The 12,496-nt window shown below is 67.5% G+C and carries 12 protein-coding genes; 10 read left to right on the forward strand and 2 right to left on the reverse strand.

All coding sequences use genetic code 11. The features are described 5' to 3' along the window. The 10 genes from GAK38_RS16110 to GAK38_RS16155 form a co-directional block, all read left to right on the forward strand. Window positions 1–533 (forward strand): TrbI/VirB10 family protein (locus GAK38_RS16110; RefSeq protein ID WP_325345866.1); only part of this gene is annotated, 533 nt, incomplete at its 5' end. Window positions 534–550: 17 nt separating this feature from the next. Then, entirely contained in the window at window positions 551–1,315 is a 765-nt protein-coding gene (trbJ, locus tag GAK38_RS16115) for a P-type conjugative transfer protein TrbJ (RefSeq protein ID WP_011798702.1), read from the forward strand. A 9-nt stretch (window positions 1,316–1,324) separates the two neighbouring features. Beyond that, on the forward strand, window positions 1,325–1,552 hold the full coding sequence (trbK, locus tag GAK38_RS16120; RefSeq protein ID WP_011798701.1) for an entry exclusion lipoprotein TrbK: 228 nt from the start codon (window positions 1,325–1,327) through the stop codon (window positions 1,550–1,552). A 10-nt stretch (window positions 1,553–1,562) separates the two neighbouring features. Further along, window positions 1,563–3,296 (forward strand): P-type conjugative transfer protein TrbL, encoded by a 1,734-nt coding sequence (gene trbL, locus GAK38_RS16125; protein WP_011798700.1) that lies wholly within the window; start codon window positions 1,563–1,565, stop codon window positions 3,294–3,296. Window positions 3,297–3,312: 16 nt separating this feature from the next. Then, window positions 3,313–3,897 (forward strand): TrbM/KikA/MpfK family conjugal transfer protein, encoded by a 585-nt coding sequence (locus GAK38_RS16130; RefSeq protein ID WP_011798699.1) that lies wholly within the window; start codon window positions 3,313–3,315, stop codon window positions 3,895–3,897. Window positions 3,898–3,910: 13 nt separating this feature from the next. Beyond that, the gene (locus tag GAK38_RS16135; protein WP_325345870.1) at window positions 3,911–4,555 is read left to right on the forward strand and encodes a transglycosylase SLT domain-containing protein; all 645 of its coding nucleotides are present in this window, start codon (window positions 3,911–3,913) and stop codon (window positions 4,553–4,555) included. Continuing rightward, on the forward strand, window positions 4,552–4,818 hold the full coding sequence (locus tag GAK38_RS16140) for a hypothetical protein (RefSeq protein ID WP_074052971.1): 267 nt from the start codon (window positions 4,552–4,554) through the stop codon (window positions 4,816–4,818). The genes GAK38_RS16135 and GAK38_RS16140 overlap by 4 nt, the downstream gene beginning before the upstream one ends. Continuing rightward, window positions 4,799–5,530: a TraX family protein gene (locus GAK38_RS16145; RefSeq protein WP_325345873.1), complete on the forward strand. Its 732-nt coding sequence runs from the start codon at window positions 4,799–4,801 to the stop codon at window positions 5,528–5,530. The genes GAK38_RS16140 and GAK38_RS16145 overlap by 20 nt, the downstream gene beginning before the upstream one ends. Window positions 5,531–5,545: 15 nt before the next feature. Continuing rightward, a complete protein-coding gene (locus GAK38_RS16150) occupies window positions 5,546–5,977 on the forward strand; it encodes an OmpA family protein (protein WP_325345875.1) in 432 nt (143 codons plus the stop codon). Between the two features lie 156 nt (window positions 5,978–6,133). Beyond that, entirely contained in the window at window positions 6,134–6,808 is a 675-nt protein-coding gene (locus GAK38_RS16155; RefSeq protein WP_074052972.1) for an SAM-dependent methyltransferase, read from the forward strand. Between the two features lies 1 nt (window position 6,809). Here the strand turns inward: GAK38_RS16155 and GAK38_RS16160 are convergent, their stop codons facing one another. Together GAK38_RS16160 and GAK38_RS16165 are read right to left on the reverse strand one after the other, a co-directional pair. Further along, a complete protein-coding gene (locus GAK38_RS16160) occupies window positions 6,810–7,661 on the reverse strand; it encodes a recombinase family protein (RefSeq protein WP_425286220.1) in 852 nt (283 codons plus the stop codon). A 487-nt stretch (window positions 7,662–8,148) separates the two neighbouring features. Beyond that, window positions 8,149–12,495, reverse strand: coding sequence for a zincin-like metallopeptidase domain-containing protein (locus GAK38_RS16165; protein WP_325345877.1), 4,347 nt, complete (start codon window positions 12,493–12,495; stop codon window positions 8,149–8,151). Window position 12,496 lies beyond the last annotated feature (1 nt).

The raw sequence follows: 12,496 nt of genomic DNA on the forward strand, positions 1-12,496 counted from the left end.
ATCTGCCGGGCCAAATCATGGCCCAGGTCGCGCAGGACGTGTACGACACGCCGACCGGCAAGCATCTGTTGATCCCGCAAGGCTCGCGGCTCGTCGGCTCGTATTCGAGCGATGTGGCCTACGGCCAGGCGCGCGTGCTGGTCGCGTGGCAGCGCATCGTGTTCCCCGATGGCAAGGCGATGGACATTGGCGCGATGCCGGGCGCGGACAGCGCCGGGTACGCGGGCTTCAACGATCAGGTGAACAACCACTATGTGCGCCTGTTCGGTTCGGCCTTCCTCATGTCCGGGGTGACGGCTGGCATCACCTACAGCCAACGCCAGAACCAGGCCCAAAACACCTACGGCGCACCGAGCGCCAGCAGTGCCCTAAGCGAAGCCCTCGGCCAGCAGCTCGGCCAAGTCACGGCGCAGCTCATCGCCAAGAACCTGAGCATTTCGCCCACGCTGGAAATCCGGCCCGGCTATCGCTTCAACGTCGTGGTTACGAAGGACATGACGTTTTCCAAGCCCTACCGTTCCTTCGACTACTAACGCCATAGGAGAGCACCATGAAGCAGAAGTTTTTAGCCGCTAAATTGGCCCTCGTCGTCGCTGTTTCGAGCACGTTGATGGTCACGCCTGTGGAGGCTGGTATCCCCGTCATCGACGGCACCAACCTGTCGCAGAACATCATGACGGCCATCGAATCGGTGGCCCAAACGCTCAAGCAAATTGAGCAGTACAGCACCCAGCTCCAGCAGTATCAAAACCAGCTCCAGAACACGATGGCCCCGGCCGCGTATATCTGGGATCAGGCGCAATCGACCATCAACGGGTTGATGAATGCGACCAACACGCTGAACTACTACAAGAACCAGCTCGGCAGCCTGGACAGCTACATCGGCAAGTTCCAGGACGTGAACTACTACAAGGGGTCGCCGTGCTTCTCGGCTACCGGCTGCTCGGCCGCCGAGTGGACAGCCATGAAGAACGTGCAGCAGCTCGCCAGCGAGTCGCAGAAGAAGGCCAACGATGCCTTGTTCAAGGGCCTCGACAAGCAGCAAGACAACCTGACCGCCGACGCGGCGACGTTGCAGCGGCTCCAGTCCTCGGCGCAGGGCGCAACCGGGCAGATGCAGGCCATCGGCTACGCCAACCAGCTCGCCAGCCAGCAGGCCAACCAGCTCTTGCAGATTCGCGGCCTGTTGATCGCGCAGCAGAACGCGGTGGCAACCAAGATGCAGGCCGACGCCGACAAGGAAGCCCAGCAGGCGGCAGCGGCCGCACAACTGCGCCAGGGCAGCTACCGGGCCAGCCCGGCGCGCACCTGGTAAGGGGGATTCATGAAAGCAATCAAGGCTCTGTCCTTGGCCTCGGCCGCCCTCGTGGCGGCCTTGGTCGCCGGCTGCGACAACAAGCCGGCCACGGCCCCCATGCCGGAAGTGAACGACGAGAACTGCAAGCCCGAGAACATCGCCAAGATCGAGGACAAGGGCGTCCAGCAGGCTTTCTCGTCGCTGTGCTTGCGTCGTGGTGGGGAGTTCAAGCCCAGCCCGAAACGCGAATGGTGAGGTGCTGACGATGAGAATGCCAGCCAATCTAAAAACCCTCGCCCTGCCGCTGTTCGTCTGGCTGGCGTTCTTCGCGGTCGATGCCCACGCGGCCATCGACAACGCCGGCGTGTTCGATAGCGTGCTGGATCGCTACCAGGCCGCCGCGAGCGGCTGGGCCGGTGTCATCACCACGGCCGCAACCTGGCTCTTCTGGACGCTGGTTGTGATCTCGATGGTCTGGACGTTCGGCATGATGGCCTTGCGCAAGGCCGACATTGGCGAGTTCTTCGCGGAGTTCGTCCGCTTCACGATCTTTACCGGCTTCTTCTGGTGGGCGCTGACCAACGGCCCTAACTTCGCATCGTCCATCTATGCGTCGTTGCGGCAGCTCGCCGGCAACGCGACGGGCCTGGGCAATGCGCTATCGCCCTCGGGCATCGTGGACGTGGGCTTTGCGATCTTCGACAAGGTGATGGATCAGTCCTCGGTGTGGTCGCCGGTGGACAGCATGGCCGGCATCCTCATGGCCGTGGCGATCCTGGTCATCCTGGCCCTGGTCGGCGTCAACATGCTCCTGCTGCTCGCGTCGGGCTGGGTGCTGGCCTACGGCGGCGTGTTCTTCCTCGGCTTCGGTGGTTCGCGTTGGACTTCCGACATGGCGATCAACTACTACAAGGTCGTCCTGGGCGTGGCCGCGCAGCTCTTCGCAATGGTGCTCCTGGTGGGCATCGGCAAGACCTTCCTCGATGACTACTACGCGCGCATGAGCGCCGGCATCAGCCTCAAGGAAATGGGCGTGATGCTGATCGTCGTCATCATCCTTCTGGCGTTGACCAACAAGATTCCGCCGCTCATCGCCGGGATCATCACCGGCGCGAGCGTGGGCGGTGCCGGCATCGGTCAGTTCGGTGCAGGCGCTGCGCTGGGTGCCGCAGGCATGGCAGCAGCAGCGGCCGCCACTGGCGGCGCAGCTCTGGCCGCCGGCGCGGCTTCGGCCGCCGGCGGTGCCTCGGCCGTCATGGCCGCCTTCTCGAAGGCCAATGAGAACGTGTCGGCAGGCACGGACGTGATGTCGGCCTTCTCTGGTGGCGGCAGCTCGGGCGGTGGTTCAGGCGGTGGCGGTGGCGACGCCGGCACCGGCGGCACGCCGTTCGCGCAGGCTGCGGGCTTTAGCGGCGGCTCCGGTGGCGGCTCGTCATCGGGTGGCGGCAGCACCTCGACCGGCAGCAGCTCGGGCAGCTCGAAGGGTGGCGAGAAGGGCGGCGACAAGGCCGGCGCCGGCGGCCAGGGCAGCGGCTCGACCGCCAGCACCGGCAACGGTGCGGACAAGGCCGCCAAGAACGAACCCAAGCCCGCCGGCGGGGCAGGGCAGGGGCAGCAGGGCGGCCAGCAGGCCGCGCCGGGCAGCACCGGCCCCGGCTTGCTCGCGTCGGCCGCCTCGGCGCTCGGCACTGCCGGCCGGATCGCGGCCGACGCCGGCGCGAACTTGGCGAAGGGAACCGCCGATGTTGCCAAGGCCAAGGCCGCGAGCCTGCGCGAAGCCGCAGCCGAACGGATCGCCGACACCACCGGCGGAAAGATCGCCGCCGCGATCAAGGCGCAAGGAAGCGGCACGGCCGAGAACATCGACGTGCCCGACCAGCAGCCCGCGCCGAGCTTCGGCGACAACAGCCTGGCAGGCGGCCCAGCCGATGCCGATCCCGAGTCCGAAGTAGCCGCGTTCGCCAACCGCGAGCAAGGCCGCGACGGCACAACTGCGTAACCAAGGAGAGTCCATCATGAAGAAAAAACTGTTTGCCCTGGCCGCCCTCGTGGTGGCCCTCGGATCGACCGCCGGCCCGGCCAGCGCGCAAGACGTGCTGACCGGCGACACGCGCCTGGCCTGCGAGGCGATCCTGTGCTTGTCGTCGGGCACTCGCCCGAGCGAATGCACCCCGTCGCTGTCGCGGTACTTCAACATCACGAAGCGCAAGCTCTCCGACACGATCCGCGCACGCGCGAACTTCCTCCAGCTCTGCCCGGTCGCCAACCAGACGCCGCAGATGCAGTCGCTCGTGTCGGCGATCTCGCAAGGTGCCGGCCGCTGCGATGCGCAGTCGCTGAACTCGACCATGCTGGTTTGGACGGGCGGCGATGACGGCCGCACGTACATCAGCAACCAGATGCCCGACTTCTGCGCGGCCTACACCGGCCACGCCTACACCGACTTCACCAGCAGCGGCACGCTACCGCGCTATGTCGGAACGCCAGAGCGGGGCGGGTATTGGGTCGAAGCGCGGGACTATGACCGCGCCCTGGCCGAGTACAACGAACGCATCCGGCGCGAGGACGAAGAGCGCCGCCGTCAGTCCTGGCTGAACTGAGGGAGGGGAGGGCATGCCGTTCTTCGCCGATCTGCCGCCGCAGCTCCAGGAGCGCGTCGTCTGCTCGATCTCGGCCGCCGTGAAGTACGAGGTGCCGGTCAACATCGTGTTGGCCGTCGCCGAGAAGGAGGGCGGCAAGCCGGGCCAGTGGGTGCGCAACTCGAATGGCACGCATGACGTTGGCCCGATGCAGTTCAACACCGCGTACCTGGGCGACCTGGCCCGGTACGGCATCACGGCGAACGATGTGGCGGCCGCTGGCTGCTACTCGTTCGACCTGGCCGCCTGGCGGCTTCGGATGCACATCCGCAACGACAAGGGCGACCTCTGGACGAAGGCGGCGAATTACCACTCGCGCACGCCGCAGTACAACGCGGTGTACCGGGCCGACTTGATGCGCAAGGCGTCGAAGTGGGCAGATTGGCTCGAAGCCCGATTCGTCACGCTCGACGTGATGAAGGCCGGTGCCACGCCCTCGATGCCGAGTCAGCCCGTTCCGGCGGCCACGGTGGCCCAGCAGGCCACGCCGGCGGCCAGGCCGACACCAGCACCCCAGCAAGCCGCCCCGGCGGCCGCAGCAGCTCGCAGCGTGACGATGGCCGGCTACGTGCCTCGCACGGTGTCTTTCAGGATGAACGATCAAGAGGAAACGAAGTGACCTACAGCAATCTCATTCCCGCCACGGACTGGTTCTACGTCCACAAGCAACTGACCACGCAGGCCGATGCGCCGCCGGTGGTGCATCACGTCGCCGCCTTCGCGCTCACTGAGGACGGCGAGGTGGTGGGCTTGATCCCTGTCGCCGAGGGGCGCAAGAACCCGCCGCGCCTGGTGCCGCCGCCGCCCGGCGTCGATGGCTTCTATCTCCACCGCGACCAGCTCAACGAGCAAGAGGCCGAGCTTGCACGCACTACGCGCTAACGCCGCGCCGGCGCTGCCACGCCTGGCCGTTGCCGATGGCACGGTCGAAGGCTTGAAGTGGCTCGCGCTGGCTCTGATGACCGGCGATCACGTCAACAAGTACCTGTTCAACGCCACGCTGCCGGTGCTCTTCGAGGCCGGCCGCGTGGCGCTCCCTCTTTTCGTGTTCGTCCTGGCCTACAACCTGGCCCGGCCGGGCACGCTCGAACGCGGCGTGTACGGCCGCACCATGTCGCGCCTGGCGGTGTTCGGCGCGGTGGCCTCGGTGCCTTTCGTGGCCCTCGGCGGCCTGTACGCCGGGTGGTGGCCGCTCAACGTGATGTTCACGCTGCTGGTAGTGACGGCCACGGCCTACATGGTCGAACGTGGCGGCAAGCTGCACCTGGCGGCCGCCGGCGTCGTGTTCCTGTTCGGCGGCAGCTCGGTCGAATATTGGTGGCCGGCCGTGGCCTTTGGCCTGGCGGTGTGGTCGTACACGCGCCGGCCGAGCTGGGCCGCCGCGGCGGTCGCGGTGCTGGCCTGCGCGGCCCTGTGGTTCATCAATCGCAACCTGTGGGCCTTGGCGGCCCTCCCGGTGCTCTTCCTGGCCTCGCGCGTGGACGTGCGCCTGCCGCGCCTGCGCTGGGCCTTCTACGCCTATTACCCGCTGCACCTGGCCGCGCTCTGGTTGATCCGCATCCCCATGAGCAAGGCCGGCTACCTGTTCTTCTGATTGGAGTTCTGCCCCATGCGAAAACCCGTTCTTCTGGCCCTCTCCCTGGCGTTCCTGGTCAGCGCGCAATGCGCACTGGCCGCCGGCGACGCCGGCAACTTCGGCACGCCGATCAAGTCGGGCGTGTCGGTGTCCTTCCCCGACAGCAGCGCGACGTTCCAGCCGACGCCCGAGGCCCTGGAGCTGCTGGCCGACGCCAGGAACGCGGCGATCATCTACATCAGCGGGCGCACCAGCACGCTACGGCCCAGCGCGGCCGACGAAGCCCTTGCACTGCGCCGCGCCCTGTCGGCCAGGTCGTACCTGGTGGCGCGCGGCGTCTCGCCGCTCAAGATCATGGTGAACTTCGCATCGGCCGCCGACTTCGTGGCCGACAACTCGACGGCCGAGGGCCGGCGCGAGAACCAGCGCGTGGACATTGAGGTGGTCTACATCCCCACCTACTGAGCGATCCGGCATCGCCATTTCTGGCGGTGCTGCAGGTCGCTCCAGCAGCTCGGCATCGTCGTCTCTGACGATGCAGGCCCGGCCGGCTTCCCTTGACAGCATCGCCATTTCTGACGATGCTGGCCAAGTCCCCCGATTTACTCCAGGAAGAAGGCCATGAGATACCCCGGCGGCAAGGGCGGTGCCGGCGTCTACCAGACGATCATCAACAACATCCCGCCGCACGACACGTACATCGAAACGCACCTGGGCGGCGGCAACATCCTGGAGCGCAAGCGGCCCGCTGCGCGCAGCGTCGGCATCGACCTTGATCCCGAAGTGATCGAGGTCTGGCAGCAGCTCGACGTGCCCGGCCTGGAGCTGCACCACGGCGACGCCGTGGCCTGGCTGGAGTCCCACCCCTTCACCGGCTCCGAGTTTGTCTACGTCGATCCGCCCTATGTGATGGACAGCCGGCGCGGCGGCAAGCTCTACCGCCACGAATACGACGACGCCGACCACGTGCGGCTGCTCGACGTGCTGGCCGGCCTGCCGTGCGCGGTGATGGTGTCGGGCTACAGCTCAACGATCTATGACAGCTCTCCCTTGGCGTCATGGCGAACCATCGACTTCAACGCGATGACGCGCGGCGGCATCGCCATCGAACGGCTCTGGATGAACTACCCCGAGCCGGCCGAGCTGCACGATCTGCGCTACCTCGGCAGCAACTTCCGCGAGCGCGAGCGCATCAAGCGGAAGAAAGCCCGCTGGCAAGCGAAGCTCGCCAAGCTCGATCCGCTGGAGCGCGCGGCGATCATGGAATGCTTGCGCGAGCTGGAGGCGGCCGAGTAGGTCACGCCTGCGCCTGGTTGTGCAGCGCCCATACGCGCTTGACCTGGCTTTCACTGCATCCGGCCAGCCTGGCCGTCTCTGGAATGCTGTGGCCCGCCGTGCGCAGCGCCACGATGCGGTCATGCACCTTCGTGTTGGCCTTGCGGCCGGTGTAGCGGCCGGCGTTCCTCGCCAGCTCGACGCCTTGCCGCTGCCGCTCGCGGCGATCCTCGTAGTCGTCGCGGGCCATCTGCAAGGCCAGCTTCAAAAGCATGTCCTGGATCGACTCCAGCACCACCTTTGCCACGCCCTTCGCCTCGGCCGCCAGGTCGGACAGATCGACCACGCCAGGGACAGCCAGGCGCGCGCCCTGCGCGCGGATCGAGGCCACGAGGCGTTCAGCCTCGGGCAGCGGCAAGCGGCTGATGCGGTCGATCTTCTCCGCAACCACGACTTCGCCGGGTTGCAGGTCGCCGATCATGCGCAGCAGCTCCGCGCGATCGGCGCGAGCGCCCGAAGCCTTCTCGCGGTAGATGCCGGCGACGTAGAAGCCGGCGGCCCTGGTGCTCTCCACGATGGCGGCCTGCCTGGTCAAGTCCTGCTCGTCGGTGCTGACGCGCAGGTAGATGCGCGCGACCTTGAAGGCGACGCCGGCGGCCTGGTGCTCGGCCGGCGTGCGCATGATTCGGTCGGCACCTTCGACCAGGCCATCGCCGCCGACGCGCAGCGGTGGCGTCTTGGCGAGCGCCTGGCGCGCTGCGCGGGACTGGCGCGGCATGGCCGCGATCTGTGTTTCCTGGGCGGTGCGCGGCGTGATGATCGCGCTGCGTGTCGCCTTCTTCTTGCCTGGGAAGTAGCCGTTGCGGCTGGTCATGGGTTCCTCCGGTCATTTTGGGTATACGCAAAGTGTCCGGTCATGCTACCCCCGGCCAAAAAGGCCGTCATGCGGTTTATCTTGGCCGGGTCGTTGTTGGCGGGTCTAAATGGCCGCTCCGTGGATCTCATCGCCAGAAATGGCGATGCGAGATCCAGGGCAGGGCGGCCGCCATCGTCAGACCTGGCGATGGTCGACGCCGGCGCGCATCGCCGGATGTGGCGATGCCAGCTCGAGGTCGGTGGCCACCGCCGGCGACCTGGTGCCATCGTCGGCAATGGCGATGCTGCAGCTCGACGTGCGCGGCCTGGTCGGCGCGGCATCGTCAGACCTGGCGATGCTCGAGCGGGCGAAAAAAAACCGCCTCGGGGTGTCCGAGGCGGCAAGTCTGCATGCGGTTCAGGGAGGAAGAAACCGCGCCGGCGATCAGGGAGGAAAACCGCGCGGCCTGATGTGCAGCTCGGCCACTTTAGCCGGATTTTTCGACTTATCCGATGCGAGCGGCCCGCCGTGGGCGCTGCTCGATCTGCTGTTGCTTTTTCTCGACGTGCTTCTGTTCCTGGTGCTGCTGCTCTTCACGCTGCACCTGGCTGATGGCCGCGCCGATCTGCCGCTTCACGCCCTCGATGCCCAGCTCGCTCTTGTGCGCCAGGTCGTTGAAGTCGGTGTGCTGCTTCATCGTGGACAGCGCCGCGATCTGCGCGCCGCTCAACATCGACGCCTTGAGCTTGGCCGCCTCGTCGCCGGCCAGCTCGACCTTGCCGGCGGCGGCGTCGGCAAGGCGCTGCTCGGCGCGCAGGTGGGTCTTGAAGCTGTCGGGCGTGATGGCGGGCAAGTCACGCGGGTAGGTGTTCTCGGCCGGCGCAAAGATCGGGAAGATGGCCTTGCCGCCCACGGCCTGGGCGGCCGCCTCGGCCTTCTCCCGGCCGGGGTTGTTGCCGTGGGTCATGACCAGGTGCCGGTCGTCGTCGCCGGCGATGATGACCGGCTTGTCCGGGAACTTGGCGTGCAGCGCCTTCGCCACGGCCTCAAGGTTGCCGCTGTCGAAGGCGGCGACCGTGGCGTGGCCCACGGCCTCGGCCACCTGGGCGGCCGTGGCGTAGCCCTCGGAGATCACCAGCGCCGGCGCGGCCGCCAGGGCGTCCATGCCGCCGACCGGGTGGAAGCATCCTTCCTTCTTCGAGTCCTTGGCGAACCGCTTGGTGCCGTCCTCCTGGATGTACTGCATCGTCCATTGCTTGCCCTCTGCGTCGAAGGCCGGGATGTAGGTCTTCTGGCCTTCGCGGTCGGTCATCACGCCGGCGTGCGCCTGGATGCCCTTGGCTTGCAGGTAGGGCGTCGGCTGCTCGATGGGCAGGAGGTCGGCCATCTGCCGGCCGACGCGCTGCGCGGTGGCCTCCTGGGCCTTGTCCTGTTCGACGGCGCGCTGTGCCAGCTTCTCGGCCGCCTCGGCCTGGAGCTTGGCCTTCTCCTGGTCGCTCAAGGCGTAGCCCTTGCTCTTCCAGGTAATGTCCGTGCCGGTCTTGTTGTTGATGATTCGCCCGGCCGGGTGCCCGTCCAGGTGGCCCACGTAGAAGCCATCGAGCGCGCCCTTCTTGCCGCCCTCGACCGGCACGCGGTGCCGCTTGCCGTCCATGATCGGATGGTCGCCCTGGGCGTTGCTGCCGGTGAACAGGCCGGCGCTGCGCATGGCCTCGGCGAACTCTTCCCTTGGCGTCATCGCTGGCCCTTGCTGGGCCTGCACGTTCTCGGGCTTCCAGCGTTCGAGCTTCGCCGCGTCGGCACGCGGGCCGACATACCAGGACTTCGCGGCCTTGTCCCAAAGCGCGCCGGCGGCCTTGGCGGCGTTGCGCTGCTCGTAGGGCACGGCCAGGTACTGGCGGGCCTGCTGGGCCTGCTGCGCGGGCTTCTGCGCCTCGCCCTGGGCTTCGGGTGCCGGCTGGGCCGAACGCGGCTCTACGGCCGCTGTAGCGGCTCCCTGCGCCCACTTGGCGAAGGGAGCTGCATCGGTGCCCGGCGGCACGTACCAGGACTGTTGCTGCCGATCCCAGCGCGCCCCGAGGCTCTTGGCCTCGTCCTTCTCCTTGTACGGCACGTTGATGTACTGCCGTTCGGGCTTCTCGGCCTGCGGCTGCGCCTGCTGCCGCTCGCGCTCCTGGCGCTCCAGCTCGGCCGCGCGTCGCTGCGCGTCGGTGTCGTTGAGCATGGCCGACGCCTCGGCGGTCTTGCGCGCCTCTTTAGCGGCTGAAATGTCCTCTTCGGTCGCGTTGGGGTCGCGCCGTACACGCTCTTCCTGCACGCGGGCCAGCTTGGCGGCGCGCTCGTGCTGGTTGTCGGTGCCCAGCGCATCGACCAGGTGCAGCCGCTCGGCCAGCGTCTCGGCCTGACCCTCGGTCCGGGTGCCGGCGACGAAGGCAAAGGCGTCCTCGCCGAACTGCGCATCGGCCTTGCGCGCGTACACCTGGAACGCCTGCGGCTCGATGCCGGCCTGGGCGGCATCGACGGTCTGGCCGTCCTGCTCGGCCACGCCGACGATGCGCAGCTCGCCGCTCCAGTCGGGCGGCAGCTCAACGCCAAGGTGTTGACGGGTCGCGTCGGCGAACGCCTGGCCGTCGATCTCGCCGGCGGCGAGCTGCCGGCGCGCGGCGGCGGCCTGCTCGATGCCTTGCACCGCGTCGGCAGGGTGGGCGGCCAGCAGGGCGGCCGCCTGGTCGTTGGTCGGTGGGGTCATGTTCGCCTCCTGGTCTGCGACGGCCGCTTGCTGCTGGGTCAGCGCCGGCAGGGCCATCAACTGGTCGGGCGCGTAGTTGTTCATCTCGTCCAGGGTGCGAACCTGGTGGGGTTCGCCGTCCTGGTCGTGGAACGCAAAGATGCGCTGGCCGTCGCTCCATCGGGCTTCGGCGTCCATGCGCGACACGATCTGTTCGCCGTGCTGCTGGAGCTGCTGCGCGAGGTGGAGCTGTTCGGCCATGTTGGCGAACTCTTGCGCCAGGCCCTTGCGCTCCAGGTAGGCGTTGTCGGTGTCGGTGTGGCTCGGGTCGATGCCGAACACTGGCGACAGCCGGTCATGCGCGACGGCATAGAACTGCTCGGGGTCGGTGCCGGTGATGCTGCCCACGGTTTCGAGGCCCCGGCTGCGCAAGGCGTCTTCCAGGGTGTCGCCCTGGAATGCCTGGTAGTGGCTGAAAGTCACGTCCGGGTTGTCCAGGACTTCGGCAATGTCCACGGCCAGCGCCTGGGCCACGGCTTCGTCCTGGGCCTGGCCCTGCTGCTGGTCTTGCTCCTGAACCTGCTTCTGCTCGAAGGCCAGCACGTAGTCGTGAATCTTCTCGGCGTCGGCGGCCGCGCGGAACACCTCCAGCGGCTCGTCTTGCAGCGCCTTGATCCAGGAACCCACATAGGCGGCGTGCTGGCCCGGATCATGGCCGATGCCCAGCTCGTCGCCGACGATCATGGAGGCGATCTCGGCACGCAGCTCTTCCTTGGCGTAACCCTCGCTCCCGAACGGGTGCGCCAGGTCGCGGTCAAGCCGCGACGGGTGGCCCGTCCAGTGGCCCAGCTCGTGCAGCGCGGTCGCGTAGTAGCGGTCGGAGCTGGGGAACTGGCCGCGCTCGGGCAGGGTGATGCTGTCGGTCGAAGGGCGGTAGAACGCCCGATCACCGGCGGCGTGCGTGATCGTCGCGCCCGAGGCTTTCAGGATGTGCTCGGCGCGCTCGACGGCGTTCCAGCTCTGTTCCTTCTTCGGCTGGAGCGGCGGCAGGCCGTCGATCTGCTCGCCGTTGAACACGGTCGCAAAGAACACGCGCGGCCGCTCCAGCATGACGGTTTCCTTGACCGGCTGGCCCTTCGCATCGAGGACGGGCCGGCCGTTGTCGTCCAGCTTGTCCTGCTCTTCGCTGAACTTCCAGTATTGGACGGGCGTACCTTTCTCGCCCTTGCGAACCTGCGCGCCGACAGCGGCGGCCTGCTTGTAGGTCATCCAGCGCGCATCGCTGCGGCCCTGGGCCATCAGGTGGATCGCGTTGATGCCCTTGTACCGCTTGCCGGTGGTCGGGTTCATCGGCAGGTAGGCGTTGGGTTCGCCCGGCTCCCACGGCTTTTGCCACGGTGCGGTGCCGGCCTTGAGCTGCTCGATCAGCTTTTCGGCCACGACTTCGTGAAACGGCTTCTTCGGCTCCATGTTCTCGTCCCTTCGGAATAGCTCGTTGAACTGAGGGAAGTTCTGCTGTGTCCGGGAACGGTCGCGCAGGCCCTGGGCGACCATGCACACGATGTTGTGCAGGTCGTCGGCCTGCATGGGCCGCACGCGGGCGATGCAGGTTTCCGTGAATGACTGTTGGCCGCGCTGCTGCACCTGGTCGGCGACCTGGTGCTGGCTCGGCTCGATGCCCTCGCAGTGCAGGGCAAACACTTCCTCGGCGCGCACGTCCAGGGACTGGCCGGCATAGCGCCGGTTCACGTCATCCCATAGCGGCTTGAGGGTGGGTTCGTTGCGGGCGGCCGCCAGGCCGTCCAGCAAGGCGCGCTTCTCGCCCGGCGCGAAGGTGTTGGCCCCGTAGTGGCCCAGCACCTCATGCCGCAGCGTCATCAGGAGGTCGCCGGCGCTCTCGACGTTCTGCAAGGGCACGTCCACGCGGCCACGGTAGGCGCGGCCGGCGTGCAGCGTCTCCTTGGGCACGTAGCCGCCCTTCATGTCGGCCGGCACCTCGGCCGCTCGCGGCCCGTACAGCTCGGCCGCGTCCTCGCGGAACTTGTAGGCCAGCTCCAGCGCGCCGGGGTAGTCGCGGACGAAAGCCCGCGTCACCCCTTGCGCCTCGGCTTTCGTGATCGGCATG

This window comes from Xylophilus sp., from assembly GCA_009914555.1.
GTDB lineage: Bacteria > Pseudomonadota > Gammaproteobacteria > Burkholderiales > Burkholderiaceae_C > WNDY01.

Excerpts from the sequence above, each read along its gene's own strand:
- trbJ (WP_011798702.1), top strand. The coding sequence starts at position 551 with ATGAAGCAGAAGTTTTTAGCCGCTAAATTGGCCCTCGTCGTCGCTGTT.
- trbK (WP_011798701.1), top strand. The coding sequence starts at position 1,325 with ATGAAAGCAATCAAGGCTCTGTCCTTGGCCTCGGCCGCCCTCGTGGCG.
- trbL (WP_011798700.1), top strand. The coding sequence starts at position 1,563 with ATGAGAATGCCAGCCAATCTAAAAACCCTCGCCCTGCCGCTGTTCGTC.
- GAK38_RS16130 (WP_011798699.1), top strand. The coding sequence starts at position 3,313 with ATGAAGAAAAAACTGTTTGCCCTGGCCGCCCTCGTGGTGGCCCTCGGA.
- GAK38_RS16135 (WP_325345870.1), top strand. The coding sequence starts at position 3,911 with ATGCCGTTCTTCGCCGATCTGCCGCCGCAGCTCCAGGAGCGCGTCGTC.
- GAK38_RS16150 (WP_325345875.1), top strand. The coding sequence starts at position 5,546 with ATGCGAAAACCCGTTCTTCTGGCCCTCTCCCTGGCGTTCCTGGTCAGC.
- GAK38_RS16155 (WP_074052972.1), top strand. The coding sequence starts at position 6,134 with ATGAGATACCCCGGCGGCAAGGGCGGTGCCGGCGTCTACCAGACGATC.
- GAK38_RS16160 (WP_425286220.1), bottom strand. The coding sequence starts at position 7,661 with ATGACCAGCCGCAACGGCTACTTCCCAGGCAAGAAGAAGGCGACACGC.
- GAK38_RS16165 (WP_325345877.1), bottom strand. The coding sequence starts at position 12,495 with ATGCCGATCACGAAAGCCGAGGCGCAAGGGGTGACGCGGGCTTTCGTC.